Annotated in this window: 13 protein-coding genes; 6 read left to right on the plus strand and 7 right to left on the minus strand. The window is 65.7% G+C overall.

What is annotated here, in order from left to right; translation table 11 throughout:
* Window positions 1-9 precede the first annotated feature (9 nt).
* On the minus strand, window positions 10-1,437 hold the full coding sequence (gene arcD, locus NJF35_RS01165; RefSeq protein WP_225787213.1) for an arginine-ornithine antiporter: 1,428 nt from the start codon (window positions 1,435-1,437) through the stop codon (window positions 10-12).
* Window positions 1,438-1,873: 436 nt separating this feature from the next.
* On the opposite strand from arcD (NJF35_RS01165), the gene arcD (NJF35_RS01170) reads away from it, so the two are divergent.
* Window positions 1,874-3,301 (plus strand): arginine-ornithine antiporter, encoded by a 1,428-nt coding sequence (arcD, locus tag NJF35_RS01170; protein ID WP_225787214.1) that lies wholly within the window; start codon window positions 1,874-1,876, stop codon window positions 3,299-3,301.
* A gap of 3 nt (window positions 3,302-3,304) precedes the next feature.
* On the opposite strand, the gene NJF35_RS01175 is transcribed toward arcD (NJF35_RS01170), so the two are convergent.
* The 6 genes from NJF35_RS01175 to gap form a co-directional block, all read right to left on the minus strand.
* The gene (locus NJF35_RS01175) at window positions 3,305-3,718 is read right to left on the minus strand and encodes a YbaN family protein (RefSeq protein ID WP_225787215.1); all 414 of its coding nucleotides are present in this window, start codon (window positions 3,716-3,718) and stop codon (window positions 3,305-3,307) included.
* Between the two features lie 52 nt (window positions 3,719-3,770).
* Window positions 3,771-4,379, minus strand: a complete 609-nt coding sequence (locus tag NJF35_RS01180; protein ID WP_225787216.1) for a biliverdin-producing heme oxygenase — start codon at window positions 4,377-4,379, stop codon at window positions 3,771-3,773.
* 230 nt (window positions 4,380-4,609) lie between these two features.
* A complete protein-coding gene (locus NJF35_RS01185; RefSeq protein WP_225787217.1) occupies window positions 4,610-7,198 on the minus strand; it encodes a TonB-dependent receptor in 2,589 nt (862 codons plus the stop codon).
* Between the two features lie 126 nt (window positions 7,199-7,324).
* Window positions 7,325-8,287, minus strand: a complete 963-nt coding sequence (locus tag NJF35_RS01190; RefSeq protein WP_225787218.1) for a FecR family protein — start codon at window positions 8,285-8,287, stop codon at window positions 7,325-7,327.
* Window positions 8,288-8,380: 93 nt separating this feature from the next.
* Window positions 8,381-8,893: an RNA polymerase sigma factor gene (locus NJF35_RS01195; RefSeq protein ID WP_225787219.1), complete on the minus strand. Its 513-nt coding sequence runs from the start codon at window positions 8,891-8,893 to the stop codon at window positions 8,381-8,383.
* 287 nt (window positions 8,894-9,180) lie between these two features.
* Window positions 9,181-10,182 carry a type I glyceraldehyde-3-phosphate dehydrogenase gene (gap, locus tag NJF35_RS01200; protein ID WP_225787220.1) on the minus strand — a complete coding sequence of 334 codons (1,002 nt, stop codon included), beginning with the start codon at window positions 10,180-10,182 and terminating at the stop codon, window positions 9,181-9,183.
* A 267-nt stretch (window positions 10,183-10,449) separates the two neighbouring features.
* Between gap and edd the strand changes: the two genes are divergently transcribed.
* From edd to NJF35_RS01225, 5 genes are all read left to right on the plus strand, one after another.
* Window positions 10,450-12,276 carry a phosphogluconate dehydratase gene (edd, locus tag NJF35_RS01205; RefSeq protein ID WP_225787221.1) on the plus strand — a complete coding sequence of 609 codons (1,827 nt, stop codon included), beginning with the start codon at window positions 10,450-10,452 and terminating at the stop codon, window positions 12,274-12,276.
* Window positions 12,273-13,232 carry a glucokinase gene (locus NJF35_RS01210; protein ID WP_225787222.1) on the plus strand — a complete coding sequence of 320 codons (960 nt, stop codon included), beginning with the start codon at window positions 12,273-12,275 and terminating at the stop codon, window positions 13,230-13,232. The genes edd and NJF35_RS01210 overlap by 4 nt, the downstream gene beginning before the upstream one ends.
* Before the next feature lie 72 nt (window positions 13,233-13,304).
* Window positions 13,305-14,030: a two-component system response regulator GltR gene (gltR, locus tag NJF35_RS01215; protein WP_225787223.1), complete on the plus strand. Its 726-nt coding sequence runs from the start codon at window positions 13,305-13,307 to the stop codon at window positions 14,028-14,030.
* Complete coding sequence (locus NJF35_RS01220; RefSeq protein WP_225787224.1) at window positions 14,011-15,465, plus strand: ATP-binding protein; 1,455 nt, start codon at window positions 14,011-14,013, stop codon at window positions 15,463-15,465. The genes gltR and NJF35_RS01220 overlap by 20 nt, the downstream gene beginning before the upstream one ends.
* A gap of 131 nt (window positions 15,466-15,596) precedes the next feature.
* A complete protein-coding gene (locus NJF35_RS01225; protein WP_253081245.1) occupies window positions 15,597-16,859 on the plus strand; it encodes an ABC transporter substrate-binding protein in 1,263 nt (420 codons plus the stop codon).
* Window positions 16,860-16,952: the final 93 nt, after the last annotated feature.

Genomic DNA, 16,952 nt, shown 5'->3' on the forward strand with positions numbered 1-16,952 from the left:
AGACGTGGTTCAAAGGGTCAGGAAGCCGTCGTAGAGGCCATAGGCCGCCACCAGGGCGCCGACCACGACGGCCGCGAAGATCAGTTTTTCCACCGGGGTGAAGATGGGTTGGCCCACCTCGCGCTTGGCCTTGGCGAACAGGATCGCGCCAGGGGCGTAGAGCAGGGCCGAGAGCAGCAGGTACTTCACGCCGCCGGCGTACAGCAGCCAGATGGCGTACAACAGGGCGATGCCGCCGATGATCAGGTCCTTGCGCCGTTCGGCCAGGGCCTGCTCGTAGGTTTCGCTGCGTACCGCCAGCAGGAAGGCGTAGGCCGCCGACCAGAGGTAGGGCACCAGGATCATCGAGGTGGCGAGGTAGATCAGCGACAGGTAGGTGCTGCTGGAGAACAGGGTGATGACCAGGAAGATCTGCACCATGGCGTTGGTCAGCCACAGGGCATTGGCCGGCACATGGTTGGCGTTCTCGCGGCGCAGGAACTCCGGCATGGTGTGGTCCTTGGCCGCGGCGAACATGATCTCGGCGCACAGCAGTACCCACGACAGCAGGGCACCGAGCAGCGAGATGATCAGGCCGACGCTGATCAGCACCGCGCCCCAGTGGCCGACCACGTGCTCGAGCACGGCGGCCATCGACGGGTTCTGCAGCTTGGCCAGTTCCGGTTGGGTCATCACGCCCAGCGACAGCACGTTGACCAGCACCAGGAACAACAGCACGGTGATGAAGCCGATGACCGTGGCCTTGCCCACGTCGGAGCGTTTTTCCGCCCGCGAGGAGAAGATGCTCGCACCCTCGATGCCGATGAACACCCACACGGTGACCAGCATCATGTTGCGTACCTGGTTCATCACGCTGCCCAGGTCAGGTGAGCCCTCACCCCAGATGTCGGCGGTGAACACGTCGAGCTTGAAGGCGAACAGGCAGATCAAGGCGAACAGCGCCAGCGGCACGACCTTGGCCACGGTGGTGATCAGGTTGATGAACGCCGCTTCCTTGATGCCGCGCAGCACCAGGAAATGCACGGCCCAGAGCAGGATCGACGCACCGATGACGGCGGCCAGGGTGTTGCCTTCGCCGAAGATCGGGAAGAAGTAGCCCAGGGTGCTGAACAGCAGCACGAAGTAGCCGACGTTGCCCAGCCAGGCGCTGATCCAGTAGCCCCAGGCCGAGGAGAAACCCATGTAGTCGCCGAAGCCGGCCTTGGCGTAGGCGTACACACCACCGTCCAGGTCAGGCTTGCGGTTGGCCAGGGTCTGGAACACGAAGGCCAGGGTCAGCATGCCGACGGCGGTGATGGCCCAGCCGATCAGCACGGCACCGACACCGGCGCTGGCCGCCATGTTTTGCGGCAACGAGAAGATCCCGCCGCCAATCATCGAACCGACGACAAGTGCAACAAGTGCACCCAGTTTTAGTTTTCCGGGAGAATCAGACATTTAACAACTCCGTGCCAGGAGAAAGTTGACGACAGAATAAATCCGACGCCTTCGTCATTCGCTGATGCAGATCAGTTCATGACGTTGTGAAGTAGGAAAATTCCTTCACGCGCCTCCTGGAGAGTGCCGACAGCGTGGCTGCAGGCCTTGTGCGCTGGCACCTCCATGTCCATCTGGAGCAATCGCTCCACCGGCCTGCGAATGTTGAAGCTAGCCGCTTTTGGGTAATAAGCAAATTTTCCGGGTAAACACATTGTGTACCGGTGCAGTGTGATTCACGTCACGGAAATAACGGGCGTGAAGTTGCAGGTGGCATAGAAATACTGGTTATGAATCTTCTGCCTCTGATCGCCTGGTCTAATATAAATTGGCTGCAGCTTTTATATGAACGCAAGGGTTGTTTCATGCGTATGACAGAACGCAGGGGGGAGGCCCCATGAGCGAACCGGGACAAAAGCTGCGCCTGGGGGCGTTGATCGCGCTGGTGGTCGGTTCGATGGTGGGCGGCGGGATCTTCTCGTTGCCGCAGAACATGGCGGCGCGGGCCGACGTGGGCGCTGTGCTGATCGGCTGGGGCATCACTGCCGTCGGCATGCTGGCGCTGGCCTTCGTGTTCCAGACCCTGGCCAACCGCAAGCCTGAGCTGGACTCCGGGGTGTACGCCTACGCCAAGGCCGGCTTCGGCGACTACATGGGTTTCTCCTCGGCCTGGGGCTACTGGATCAGCGCCTGGCTGGGCAATGTCGGCTACTTCGTGCTGTTGTTCAGCACCCTGGGCTTCTACTTCCCGGTATTCGGCGAGGGCAACACGCCGGTGGCCATCGGCTGCGCCTCGTTGTTGCTGTGGGCCGTGCACTTCCTGGTGCTGCGCGGCATCAAGGAAGCGGCGTTCATCAACCAGGTGACCACCGTGGCCAAGCTCGTGCCGCTGCTGATGTTCATCGTCATCGCCGCCTTCGCCTTTCGTGCCGACATCTTCACCCGCGACATCTGGGGCCTGGGCAATCCCAAGTTCGGCAGCGTGCTGGAGCAGGTGCGCAACATGATGCTGGTGACGGTGTTCGTGTTCATCGGCATCGAAGGCGCCAGTGTCTATTCCGGCCGGGCCTTGCACCGCTGCGACGTGGGCAAGGCCACGGTGATCGGTTTTCTCGGCGTGCTGGCGCTGCTGGTGCTGGTCAACGTGCTATCGCTGGGGGTGATGACCCAGCCGGAGCTGGCGCAGTTGCAGAACCCGTCGCTGGCCGCCGTGCTCGAGCACATCGTCGGGCCCTGGGGAGGCTTGCTGATCAGTATCGGCCTGGCGGTGTCGCTGCTCGGCGCCCTGCTGTCCTGGGCGTTGCTGTGCGCCGAGATCCTCTACGCCACGGCCAGGGACAAGACCATGCCGCGCTTCCTGGCCCGCGAGAACGCCAACCATGTGCCGGCCAACGCCCTGTGGCTGACCAACTGCATGATCCAGGGGTTCCTGCTGATCACGCTGTTCTCCGCAGGCACCTACACCAGCCTGATCTACCTGGCCTCGTCGATGATCCTGGTGCCGTACTTCTGGTCGGCGGCCTACGCCGTGTTGCTCACGTTGCGAGGCGAGGGCTACGCGGGGCAGGAGCGAATGCGCCGCAAGGACCTGGTGGTGGCGCTGGTGGCGCTGGTCTATGCCATCTGGCTGTTGTATGCCGGAGGGCTCAAGTACCTGCTGCTGTCGGCGCTGCTCTATGCGCCGGGGGTGGTGCTGTTCGCCCGGGCCAAGCGCGAGCAGGGGCAAGCCCTGTTCACCCAGTGGGAGAGGCTGATCTTCGCGGCGGTGCTGGTGGGGGCGGGGTTGGCGGCCTATGCGCTGTATTCGGGATTGCTGGGCTTGTGAGCGTCAGGCCGGGCCGGTGCCGGGGCAGGGCGGGGTAGGCCGCTCCGGGCGCGACCAGATCCACAGGTTGCCCAGGGCCATGCCGGCCAGGGCCAGGAACACCGGCCAGCGATGCTCGAGGAAAACCAGCATCAGCGTGGCGCACAGCAGCATGCTGACGGTGGCGCTGACCTTGGCGCGGCGCTGGATGACCTTGCCGTTGCGCCAGTTGTACAGGATCGGCCCGAACAGCCGGTGGTTCTCCAGCCAGGCGCTCAGGCGCGGTGAGCTGCGGGTGGCGGCCCAGGCGGCAAGGAGAATGAACTCGGTGGTCGGCAGGCCGGGCACGACGATGGCGACCAGGCCTATCCCCAGGCTGACATAGGCCAGGATCGCGTACAGCAGGCGGGACAGCTTCGAGCGGGCAGGCTGGGTCATGGTCTCACTGCAAGGGGCGGTCCGGCCACCAGGGGGGGCCGGGTAAGGCGTGTCAGGCCAGTGCGGCATCCGCGGCGTAGGCATGCTTGAGCAGTTCGGTGAAGCGCTCGAAGGCAGCGACCGCGCCACGTTCGGCGGCGGCCTCCTCCTCGGCCGACAGCTCCAGGCTGTCGAGGATGCGGGTGAACTGCTTCCAGCCCTCGGCACGGCCACCGGCCGGTTCGCCCAGGTGGCGGGCACCGAAGCTGTCCGACAGACCCAGGGCCACGGCACGCTTGATCAGGAACGCGGCGCCTAGTTTGGAGCCTTCGGAGACGAAGATCCAGCCCATCGCCTCGCCCAGGCTCGGGTTGTGCAGGGCGCCCAAGACCGGTGCGGGGACTTCGGTGTCCAGGTCGGCCAGGTCCAGGCGGGCCTGTTCGGCGCGGCAGCGCTCGGCCAGGTCGGGGACGATGGCGATCAGTTGTGGGTCGTTGTACAGGGCCTGCAGTTCGGACTGGAACAGGTACTGGGCGACCACGAAGCGTGCGAAGTTTTCGCGATTGTCGAACGGCGCATGGGACTTGACCAGGGCATCGAGCTCGCTGTGCGGCGCATGGGTGATCTGGTTCAGGCGCTGCGAGCGCAGGCTTGGGCGTTCAGAGGCAAGGGTGCTGGTCATGGAGGCGGGTCCTTGGGAATAGGCTGTCTAGTACAAGACGAACCAGGTGAGACGGAACAGTAAAAAAATCTCATCTAGAGGTGAAATTATCGTCAGGGGGCCGCTTCGCGGCCTGCTCCAACAGGGGCCGAGTCGATCACAAATACTGGGCGCTGAAGGGCCATGTGGGAGCGGCCTTGCCGGGGCGCCGTACTGGTTGGAAAGGGGCGCGAAGCGCCCCCTGACTGCAGTCAGATATCCCACACCAGGTTGATGGCGAAGTTGCGGCCCGGCATGGTCAGGCGGTCGAGGTTGGCCGGTTGGGTCACCGCTGCCTCGCCCAGGGCGTCGTAGCCGCGCACCGAGTCCCACTGCCAGTACTTCTTGTCGGTGAGGTTGTACAGGCCTGCATTGACGGTGATGTCGTCGGTCACCTTGTAGAAACCGGTCAGGTCCAGCACGCCGTAGCCCGGGGTGCGGAACTGCGAGCTGGTGCCGTCGGGGGCGAAGAAGGTGGTGTCGTCGACGCGGGTCTTGCGCTTGACCAGGGTCCAGCTGAGCAGGCCGCCGTAGTTCTGCTGCTCGTAGCCCAGGCCGATCACTGCCGTGAGCGGGTTGATGCTGTTGAGCGGCTGGCCGTTGTCGTCGTTGCGGCCATGGGCGTAGGCCAGCGAGCCCTGGGTGTACAGGCCCTGGGTTACGCCGAAGTGGTCCAGGTTCAGGCGGCCCTTGAACTCGGCCCCCTTGATGGTGGCGTGCTTGATGTTGTTGGCCTGGAAGGTCGAGCCCAGATTGGCCGACTGCACGGCGTCTTCGTTGATGAAGTCGCGGTACTTGTTGTAGAACACCGCCACGTCGAAGTTGCCTGCCTCGAAGTTGCCGCGCAGGCCGGTCTCGTAGCTCTTGCTCTTTTCCGGCTCGAGGTCGGGGTTCGGCTCCACGCGATAGCCCAGGCTTGGGTTGTCGAAGCGCCCGTACATGGCCTTGGCGGTCGGCGTACGGAAACCCTCGGCGTACTGGCCGTACCAGGTGTAGTTGTCGTTGAAGGCATAGGTCACGCCGAACTTGGGCGAGACGCGGTGCCATTTCTTGTCCGAGTCGTCGATCCGCTCGGGGGCCTCGCCGCTGCCTTGCACGCCGCGCAGGAACTCGGTGGTCATGTGCGGCTCCATGCGGGTGTAGTCGTAGCGCGCGCCTGGCAGGAAGGTCCAGTTGTTCCAGCGGATCTCATCCTGGGCGAACAGGCTGTAGGTGTCGACGGTCGGGTCCGGGAAATCGCTGACCAGTGCCTGGCCGTCCCGGCTGCTGTCCTGGCCGATGAACGCGCAGCTGCCGCCCACGTTCAGGCAGGTGCCGGTGCCGCTGCGCGAACCGGTGACCTTCTCGTGCTTGAGCGTGGTGCCGTAGGTCAGCAGGTGATCGGTCGGGCCGATGCTGAAGGATTTGTCCAACTGGGCATCGAAGACCCACTGGCGATCCTTGTAGGTGGTCTGGCGATCCCTGAATACCTCGCGCCCCGAGGCCGCGTAGATTTCATCGGTACGCTGGTCGGTCTTGGCGATCTGGTAGTTCAGGCTCCACTTCGCATGGTCGGCGACCAGGCTGTCGAGGCCGAATTCATGATTGATCCCGAAGCGCTCGCGGGTCACGGTGTCGTTGCCCTGGCGCGTGCGATAGGAATTCATGGCGCCAAAACCGGGAATGAAGGGGCCGCCCACCGCGCTGAGGATGTTCTGGTCGCGATCGTCCTTGTAGCGCTCGTAGGTAAAGCCCAGGCGCGCATCGTCGGCGTAGTTCCAGCCCAGCTTGGCCAGCACGTTGGTGGTGCGCACGTCCTCGGGGTTGGCCTGCGTGCGATCCAGGCCGGTGCCGCCATGGCTGCCGTAGGATTCGGTCTCGTGGCCATTGCGCTGGCTCAGGTGCAGCAGGCCGTCGAAGTCGCCCTGGCGGCCGGCCACGGTGGCGGAGGTCAGCCAGCTTTCGTCCGCCGAGCTGTAGCCGGTCTTCAGGCGCGCACCGACGTCCTTGCCGGGTTTGAGGATGTCGTCCGGGTCGAGGGTGAAGTAGCTCACCGCGCCGCCGATGGCATTGCTGCCGTACAGCACCGAGGCCGGGCCGCGAAGAATCTCGACGCGCTTGACGATCTCCGGGTCGACATAGTTGCGTTGGGTCTGGGCGTAGGGGCCGTAGAAGAAGCTGTCTGGAATGGACACGCCGTCGACCTGGGTCAGGATGCGTTCGCCGTCGATGCCGCGGATGTTGTAGCCATTGAGGCCGCTGCGCTGGCCCGTGCCGGCGACCGACACGCCAGGCTCGTAGCGGACCAGTTGCTGGATGTTGTTGACGTTCTGCCGGTCCAGTTGTTCGCGGGTCTGCACGCTGACGGTGCTGGGCACCTGGCTGACGTCCTGGGCACTGCGGGTGGCGCTGACGGTGAGCTGCTGCAGGGCGATGGCGTTGCCTGCCACCTGGCGTTCGAGCACCACGTTGCCGTTGCCGATCTTGCGATAGCCCAGGCCGGTGCCCTGGAGCAGGCGCTTGAGCGCGGCCTCCGGCGCCAGCGAGCCTTGCACCCCCGGCGAGGACACTCCCTCGGCCAACTCGGCATTGAAGCCGACCTGCCAACCAGTGACCTGGCTGAAGGCGTTGATCGCCGAGACCAACGGCTGCTGGGCGATGGCGAAGCGGTAGTCGCCCATGCGCGGGCCGCTGGCCTGGGTGGGCTCTGCGGCCAGCGCCGGCAGGCTGCAGGCGCCGCTGGCGAGCAAGGCCAGGGTCAGCAGCGACAGCTGCCCCATGCGGCGGGAGGAGGTGGACGGACGAGTTGGACCTGTGGACATCGAAGGCGCTCCCTGACGCGCGAACTGTTATAGGTGATGGCTGTTCTTGTTTCAAAACAAGAATCAGTTGCATTGGCTATAACGAGACGGGCAGGGCGGCGCGATCGCGTAAAAAAAGTTCGTCGGTCAGTTGATGATCACCAGCGCGGGGTACTCGTGCAGTTGCGCCGAGGTGATCTGGGCCAGGGCGCGCAAGGTTTCCAGGGGTTGGTCGAGGCGGTAGTTGCCGGTCACCGCGACCTGCTCCAGCTGCGTGTTGCGGCTGATGATCCAGCCGGGGTAGTAGCGGCGCAGCTCGTCGAGGACCTGGCTCAGCGGGCAGTTCTCGAACACCAGGCGGCCGTCGATCCAGGCCAGTTCCTTGCTCATGTCCGGGCGCTGGCGCTGGCTGAAGCCCTGGGGGCCGACGCTGATGCTGTCGCCGGCGCTCAGGCGGATGCGCTGGTCGCTGGCGGCCTGTAGGTCGACGTCGCCGCGTTGCACCCGCACCTGGGCCTGGCCATCGAGGTAGCGCACGGCGAAGTCGGTGTCGTGCACCTGCGCACGCAGTGGTCCGGCCTGGACTTCCAGGGGCGCCTGGATGCCGCCGGGCACCTGGAAATACGCCTCGCCCTGGAGCAGGCGGGCGACCTGGCGGCCCTCGCGCAGGTCGCTGGCGAAGGCCGAGTTGGTGTTGAGCAGCACCTGCGCGCCATCGTCCAGTTGCAGGCGCTGGCGCTCGCCGACCACAGTCAGGTGATCGGCTTGCAGGCGTACCGGCAGGTTGCCGAAGGTGAACAGCCCGACCAGCAACACGGCGGCGGTGGCCAGAGGTTTCCAGTGGGCACGCAGGCGCCCGCCAAGGGAGCGGCGGCGGTTGTGGTGCAGGTGGCTGGCGGCCTGGCGCAGGGGCGCGCCGTTCCACAGGGCTTCGGCCTCGACATAGGCCTCGGCGTTTTCCGGGGCGGCGCTCAACCAGGCTTCGAAGGCACGGGTATCGTCCTCGCTGGCGCATTGCAGGCGCACGAGCCAGTCCAGTGCCTCGTCCATGGCACGGGCACGGGCGTCAGGCCCGGCGGGTGACGGGCGAGGGACGGGGCTGTCGGTCACGGAGGTTCCTTGCGGTAGGTTTTTTTTTGAATGATCAGGGCTGCGGCGAGGCATGGCAAGGGCTTTGCCTCGGTCGGCCGGCGAGCGGTCGGCTCACTTGAGCCGGTCGGCCACGCCCATGCAGATGGCCATGATCAGTTTCAGTTCCTTCTGCACCGTGCTGGCCGAGACCTTCAACTGTTCGGCGATTTCCAGGTAGCTGGCGCCATGCAGGCGGCTGAGGATGAAGATCCGCTGCTGGCGCGCAGTGAGCTGGCCAAGGCTGACACTCAGGTGCCTGAGCAATTGTTCGGCATGGGCGGCGTCCTCGCTGCTGCCGGCCTGGGCGGCGACATTGTGCAGCACCTGCTCGGGGACATCGTCGACCAGGGTCCGTGCCTGCACCCGGCGTGCCCGCAAGTGGTCGAGGGCAAGGTTGCGCGCAGTCTGGAAAACGAACGGCTCGAGGTGCTCGATGGGGCGTTCGCCCAAGGCACGGGTGACCCGTAGGTAGGTTTCCTGCAGCAAGTCCTCGGCCGTGCTGGGGTTGCCGACCATGCGCTGCAACGTACGCAGCAGGGTGAGGCGCTGGGTTAGGAAGACTGTGTTGAACCGGGACTGACTCACGGGGAAACCTGGGCCGATAGGAGGTGAATGATAATGCTTATCATCATTGGCCAAGGTCAAGCCTGGAAGTGTCACGATTAGGTAAAGATCGGCAGCCGTCGCTTTCCCAATGCCGGTGAGTCAAGGCTTCAACGGCCATTTGGGGCCGCTTCGCGCCCCATCGCCGGCAAGCCGGCTCCCACAGGGGGACGAGTCGTACCCTGGATGATGCGGTTTGCAGGGGCTCTGTGGGAGCCGGCTTGCCGGCGATGGGCTGCAAAGCAGCCCTGCCCATACCCCGCCAGCGATCAGCGGGCGTTGCACAGCGCCAGGCAGTTGTCCAGCATGCGGTTGGAGAAGCCCCATTCGTTGTCGTACCAGGCCAATACCTTGAGCATCCGACCGTTGGCCCGGGTATGGTTGGCATCGAAGATCGACGACAGCGGGTTGTGGTTGAAATCGCACGACACCAGCGGCAGGGCGTTGTAGCCCAGCACCCGGGAATGCCGGCTGGCCTCGAGGAACAAGCTGTTGACTTCCTCGGCGCTGGCCTCGCGCTTGAGGTTGACGGTCAGGTCCACCAGCGACACGTTGATCACCGGTACCCTGACCGCCATGCCGGTGAGCTTGCCGGCCAGTTCCGGCAGCACCAGGCCCACGGCCTCGGCGGCGCCGGTCTTGCTCGGGATCATCGACTGGGTCGCCGAACGTGCACGGTACGGATCGCCGTGATAGACATCGGTGAGCACCTGGTCGTTGGTGTAGGCATGGATGGTGGTCATCAGGCCCTGCTCGATGCCGAACTCGCGGTGCAGCACCTGGGCGATCGGCGCCAGGCAGTTGGTGGTGCAGGAAGCATTGGAAATGACCTGGTGCGAGGCGCGCAGGATATCGTGGTTGACCCCATACACCACCGTGGCATCGGCGCCCTTGGCCGGTGCCGAGACGATCACCTTGCCGGCTCCGGCGGCCAGGTGAGCGGCGGCCTTGGCGCGCTCGGTGAACAGCCCGGTGCATTCGAACACCACGTCCACCGCCTCGGCTTTCCACGGCAGCTCCGCCGGGTTGCGGATGGCACTGACGGCGATACGGTCGCCATTGACCGTCAGGCTCTCGTGATCGGCCTGGACATCGGCCTCGAAGATCCCATGCACGCTGTCGTACTTGAGCAGGTGGGCGTTCATGGCGCTGTCACCCAGGTCGTTGATGGCGACGACCTGCAGGTCCTGGCGGTAGCCTTGGGTATAGAGTGCGCGCAGGACGTTGCGTCCGATGCGGCCGAATCCATTGATGGCGATGCGAAGGGTCATGGCACTACCTCTGGCGGTCCGGGTGAAGCCTGTGGCAAAAAGAGCAGCTTCACTGAAACGGTTTTGTTGTTGGAATTACAAGATTATTCACTGACAGATAGAAAACAAGCCTTTTTGATGGCAGTATTTTGTTTAAACCTACAACGAGTGGTTGGGCCAGCCTTCCCTCGATTGCCTCAGGCACCTTTTCCTTGAGCCTAGGTCGCAATCGTTTGAAGGGGAAATGCCCTGTGAGACCACCCCCACTGTTAGCCTGGAGTCCAGTACATGCATCCGCGCATCCTTGAGGTCACCGAACGGTTGGTCGAACGCAGCCGTCCCACCCGTGAACGCTACCTGGAGCTGATTCGCGGCGCTGCCAGCGACGGACCGATGCGCGCCGGCCTGCAGTGCGCCAACTTCGCCCACGGCGTGGCCGGCTGCGGCACCCAGGACAAGCAGGCCCTGCGGATGATGAACGCCGCCAACGTGGCCATCGTCTCGGCCTACAACGACATGCTCTCGGCCCACCAGCCGTACCTGCACTTCCCCGAACTGATCAAGCAGGCCCTGCGCGAGATCGGTTCGGTCGGCCAGTTCGCCGGTGGCGTGCCGGCCATGTGCGATGGCGTGACCCAGGGCGAGCCGGGCATGGAGCTGGCCATCGCCAGCCGCGAAGTGATCGCCATGTCCACCGCCGTCGCCCTGTCGCACAACATGTTCGACGCCGCGCTGATGCTGGGCATCTGCGACAAGATCGTCCCCGGCCTGATGATGGGGGCGCTGCGCTTCGGTCACCTGCCGACCATCTTCGTCCCTGGCGGGCCGATGCCTTCGGGGATCTCCAACAAGCAGAAGGCCGACGTGCGCCAGCGCTACGCCGAGGGCAAGGCCAGCCGCGAGGAACTGCTCGAGTCGGAGATGAAGTCCTACCACAGCCCCGGCACCTGCACCTTCTACGGCACCGCCAACACCAACCAGCTGGTCATGGAAGTGATGGGCCTGCACCTGCCGGGCGCCTCGTTCGTCAACCCTTACACGCCGCTGCGCGATGCCCTGACCGCCGAGGCGGCGCAGCAGGTCACGCGCATGACCAAGGCCAGCGGCAGCTTCATGCCCCTGGGCGAGATCGTCGACGAGAAGGCGTTGGTCAACGCCATCGTCGCCCTGCATGCCACCGGTGGTTCGACCAACCACACCCTGCACATCCCGGCGATCGCCCAGGCCGCCGGCATCCAGCTGACCTGGCAGGACATGGCGGACCTCTCCGAGGTGGTGCCGACCCTGTCCCACGTCTATCCCAACGGCAAGGCCGACATCAACCACTTCCAGGCCGCCGGCGGCATGGCCTTCCTGATCCGCGAACTGCTCGACGCCGGGCTCCTGCACGAGGACGTCAACACCGTGGCCGGCCATGGCCTGCGCCGCTATACCCAGGAGCCGTTTCTCGAGGACGGCAAGCTGGTCTGGCGCGAAGGGCCGGCACAAAGCCTCGACGAGAACATCCTGCGGCCGGTGGCCCGGCCGTTCTCGGCCGAAGGTGGCCTGAGGGTGATGGCGGGCAACCTGGGTCGTGGGGTCATGAAGGTTTCCGCCGTGGCGCCCGAGCATCAGGTGGTGCAGGCGCCGGCGCGGGTGTTCCACGACCAGCAGTCCCTGGCCGATGCCTTCAAGGCCGGGGAGCTGGAGCGCGACTTCGTCGCCGTGGTGCGTTTCCAGGGGCCACGCTGCAACGGCATGCCCGAGCTGCACAAGCTGACGCCGTTCCTCGGCGTGCTGCAGGACCGTGGCTACAAGGTGGCGCTGGTCACCGACGGGCGTATGTCTGGCGCCTCGGGCAAGATCCCGGCGGCCATCCATGTCTGCCCGGAAGCCTATGACGGCGGCCCGCTGGCACGGGTGCGCGATGGTGATATCGTGCGGGTCGACGGTGTCGAAGGCACGCTGCAGGTCATGGTACCGGCCGAGGAAATGGCCGCCCGCGAGTTGCCCGAGCCACCCCGGGGCAACGACCTGGGCTGTGGCCGCGAGCTGTTCGGCTTCATGCGCATGGCGTTCAGCCCGGCCGAGCAGGGCGCCAGCGCCTTCACCTCGGCCCTGGAGAACCTCAAATGAAGGCCTTGCTGGTCGGTGACATCGGCGGCACCAATGCCCGTTTCGCCCTGTGGCGCGATAACCGGCTGCATGCCGTGCAGGTGCTGGCGACTGCCGACTACACCCGCCCCGAACAGGCCATCGAGGCCTACCTTGCCGAGCAGGGCATCGGCCGTGGCGCTCTGGCGGCGGTGTGCCTGGCGGTGGCCGGGCCGGTGGATGGCGACGAGTTCCGCTTCACCAACAACCACTGGCGCTTGAGCCGCCGTGCCTTCTGCCAGGCGCTGCAGGTCGAGCGCTTGCTGTTGCTCAACGATTTTTCTGCCATGGCCCTGGGCATGACCCGCCTGCAGGACGGCGAATACCGCCAGGTCTGCCCGGGCGAGGCGGACCCTGCGCGTCCGGCGCTGGTCATCGGCCCTGGTACCGGCCTGGGCGTGGGCACCCTGTTGCGCCTGGATGAACAGCGCTGGCTGGCGCTGCCGGGGGAGGGCGGGCACGTCGACCTGCCGGTGGGCAATACCCGCGAGGCGGCGATCCACCAGCAGATCCACCGGCAGATCGGCCATGTCAGCGCCGAGACCGTGCTCAGTGGTGGCGGCCTGGTGCGCCTGTACCAGGCCATCTGCGCCCTGGACGGCGATACGCCACGGCACAAGACCCCGGCGCAGATCACCGATGCCGCCCTGGGCGGCGAGCCACGGGCGATGGCGGTGATCGAGCAGTTCTGCCGCTTTCTTGGCCGGGTGGCGGGCAACAATGTGCTCACCCTCGGGGCGCGGGGCGGGGTCTATATCGTCGGCGGCGTGATCCCGCGCTTTGCCGAGCTGTTCCTGCACAGCGGGTTCGCTGCAAGCTTTGCCGACAAGGGCTGCATGAGCGGGTATTTCGAAGGGCTGCCGGTATGGCTGGTGACGGCGGAGTTCTCCGGGTTGCTCGGTGCCGGGGTGGCGTTGCAGCAGGCATTGCAGGACTGATTCAAGCGGGCTGCACAGCAGCCCCGACAACAGCGGGCATGAAGACCCGCGCCAACCAGAGGATGGGACGTTGTGAGCACTGCCGGAAAATCGATCCTGATGGTCGACGACGACCAGGAGATCCGTGAACTGCTGCAAACCTACCTGAGCCGGGCCGGCTTCCAGGTCCACGCCGCGGCCGATGGCCAGGGCTTTCGCCAGGCACTGGACAGCCAGCCTTGCGACCTGGTGATCCTCGACGTGATGCTGCCCGACGAGGACGGCTTCAGCCTGTGCCGCTGGGTGCGCCAGCACCCGCGCCAGGCACGGGTGCCGATCATCATGCTGACCGCCAGTTCCGACGAGACCGACCGGGTCATCGGCCTGGAGCTGGGGGCCGACGACTACCTCGGCAAACCCTTCAGCCCCCGCGAGCTGCAGGCGCGGATCAAGGCCCTGTTGCGTCGTACCGAATTCGCCCAGGCCGCGCCGGCCGGTGCCGTGCTGGCCTTCGACGACTGGCGCCTGGACACCATCAGCCATCGCCTGTTCCACCGTGATGGCGAGGAGGTGATCCTCTCCGGCGCCGACTTCGCCCTGCTCAAGCTGTTCCTCGACCATCCGCAGCAGATCCTCGACCGCGACACCATCGGCAATGCCACCCGCGGCCGCGAGCCGATGCCCCTGGATCGCATCGTCGACATGGCGGTCAGCCGCCTGCGCCAGCGGCTGCGCGACACCGACAAGCCACCACGCCTGATCCGCACCGTGCGCGGCAGCGGCTACCTGCTGGCGGCCCATGTCTGCGCGGCCTGCTGAACGGCGCTGGCGCCTGCTGCCGCGCTCGCTGCTCGGGCGCATGCTGCTGCTGACCCTGCTGGTGGTCCTGCTGGCGCAAGGGCTGTCGAGCCTGATCTGGGTGTCGCAGCTGCGTGCCAGCCAGTTGCAGGGCCTGCAGGCCAGCGCCCGCAGCCTGGCCCATTCCATGAGCGCGAGTGTCAGTTACTTCCGCTCGTTGCCGGTGGCCTACCGGCCGATGATCCTCGACCAGTTGCGCAGCATGGGCGGGACGCGCTTCTTCGTCTCGCTCAACGAAAAGCCCCTGGACATGCCGCTGCTGCCGGTCACGCCGCGCAAGCAGGCGGTGATCGAGGTCTTCCAGGAGGTATTGCACGAGCGCCTCGGCCAGCAGGTGGAGATCAGCGTGGCGTTCGTCAGCCCCCAGGAGCTGCGCATCTTCAACAGCGGCCTGAGGCTCGACGAGTTGCCGCGCTCCTGGGCGCACTACTCGCTGACCCTGGAGCCGCTCAACCCGCCGGTGCTGGTGACGCAGATCCGCCTGGACGAGGGCGAGTGGCTGTACATCGCCTCGTTGCTGCCGGAGCCCTACACGGGCCTGGAGGCCGAGCGGCTGCCACGCCAGCAGATCGGCTTCATCGCCCTGACCACGGCCTTGCTGCTGCTGTTCATCGGCCTGCTGGTGCATTGGCAGAGCCGCCCGCTCAAGCGCCTGGCGCGGGCGGCGCGGGAGATGTCGCTGGGGGCGGACGTGGCGCCGGTGACCGAAGGCGGTGGCAGCGAGGTGGCCGACGTGGGGCGCGCTTTCAACAGCATGCGTGAGCGCATCAGTCGCTACCTGACCGAGCGCAGCCAGTTGTTCAGCGCCATCTCCCACGACCTGCGCACGCCGATCACGCGCCTGCGCCTGCGGGTCGAGCTGCTCGACGACGAGCGGATGCAGGCCAAGTTCAGCCGCGACCTCGACGAGCTGGAGCTGCTGGTCAAGGGCGCGCTGCAGTGCGTGAAGGACACCGACATCCACGAGAACATCGAGCCGATCGACCTCAACCAGGTCCTGGAGATCCTCGCCGAGCCCTACCTGGGCGATGGCCGCATCACCGTCGAGGGCCGCGCACTGGCGCCTTATCCGGGCAAGCCGCTGGCCTTGCGCCGTTGCATCGGCAACCTGATCGACAACGCCATCAAGTACGGCGAGCGGGCGCACCTGCGCATCCTCGACAGCGCCACCGGGTTCGTCCTGCAAGTGGACGACCAGGGGCCCGGGGTGCCTGAGCAGCGCCTGGAGCAGGTGTTCGAGCCGCATTTTCGCCTGGCCGGGCAGCAGCAGGGCTACGGTCTGGGGTTGGGGATCGCGCGCAACATCGCCCACAGCCACGGTGGCGAGGTGAGCCTGCTGAACCTGCGCCAGGGTGGCCTGCGGGTCACCTTGAGCTTGCCGCGCACGGCCGACTGAGCGGCGAATGTCACGGTTCGGTGACATTCGCGCATCCCTTCGTTACCTGGCGGCGCCGGTGTGCTGGTTAGACTTCGGGGCAAGCGCAAGCCTCAGCTTGCACCTGCATAACAACAAGAAAGGTTTTCACGATGAATGCGATCACCCGTCTCGCCGCTGTCGTTTCCCTCGCTTCGCTCATGCCCCTTTCTGCCATCGCTGCCAACAACGGCACCGTCGAAGTCCTGCACTGGTGGACCTCGGGCGGTGAAGCCGCGGCGGTCAAGACCCTCAAGGAGCAGATCGAGCAGGACGGCTTCACCTGGAAGGACAATGCCGTGGCCGGTGGCGGTGGTGCCGCGGCCATGACCGTGCTCAAGAGCCGCGCCGTGGCGGGCAACCCGCCGGCCGCCGCGCAGATCAAGGGGCCGGACATCCAGGAATGGGGCGCCCTGGGCCTGCTCACCGAGCTGGACGAGGTGGCCGAGGCCAACCAGTGGGATCAACTGCTGCCGGCCAAGCTGACCCACATCTGGAAATACGACGACCACTACGTCGCGGTGCCGGTGAACATCCACCGGGTGAACTGGCTGTGGGTCAACCCGCAGGTGTTCGACAAGGCCGGCGCCAAGGTGCCGACCACCCTGGACGAGCTGTTCGCCGCCGCCGACAAGCTCAAGGCCGCCGGCTTCCAGCCCCTGGCCCATGGCGGTCAGCCATGGCAGGACAGCACCGTGTTCGAGAGCCTGGTGCTGAGCATCCTCGGCCCTGAGGGTTACCACAAGGCGTTCGTCGAGCTGGACCCGCAGACCCTCACCGGCGACAAGATGGTCGAGACCTTCAAGGTCCTGCAGCGCCTGGGTAGCTACATGGACCCCAACCGCGCCGGCCGCGACTGGAACATCGCCGCCGCCGAGGTCATCAACGGCAAGGCCGGCATGCAGATCATGGGCGACTGGGCCAAGAGCGAATGGACCGCAGCCCACAAGGTCGCCGGCAAGGACTACCAGTGCGTGCCGTTCCCAGGCACCCAGGGCAGTTTCACCTACAACATCGACTCCCTGGCGATGTTCAAGCTCAAGGACGACAACGACATCAAGGCCCAGGCCGACCTGGCCAAGGTCGCCCTGGAGCCGGCCTTCCAGACCGTCTTCAACCAGGCCAAGGGCTCGCTGCCGGTGCGCCAGGGCATGGACATGAGCCCGTTCGACGCCTGCACCCAGCAGTCGCAGAAGGACTTCCAGGAGGCCGGAAAAGGCGAAGGCCTGCAGCCGAGCATGGCGCACAACATGGCCTCGTCGCTGGCGGTGCAGGGGGCCATCTTCGACGTGGTCACCAACTTCCTCAACGACCCCAAGGCCGATCCGGCCAAGGCGGCCCGGCAACTGGGTGCGGCGATCAAGGCGGCCCAGTAAGGCGGGGTGTCAGTTCTGGCCTATTCGCGCCGAACCGCCGCGAATAGGCCAGAACTGACACCGCACTCCATAAATCCATGCACCCCAGCAGGA

This window comes from Pseudomonas guariconensis (assembly GCF_024127895.1).
Taxonomy (GTDB): Bacteria; Pseudomonadota; Gammaproteobacteria; order Pseudomonadales; family Pseudomonadaceae; genus Aquipseudomonas; species Aquipseudomonas guariconensis_B.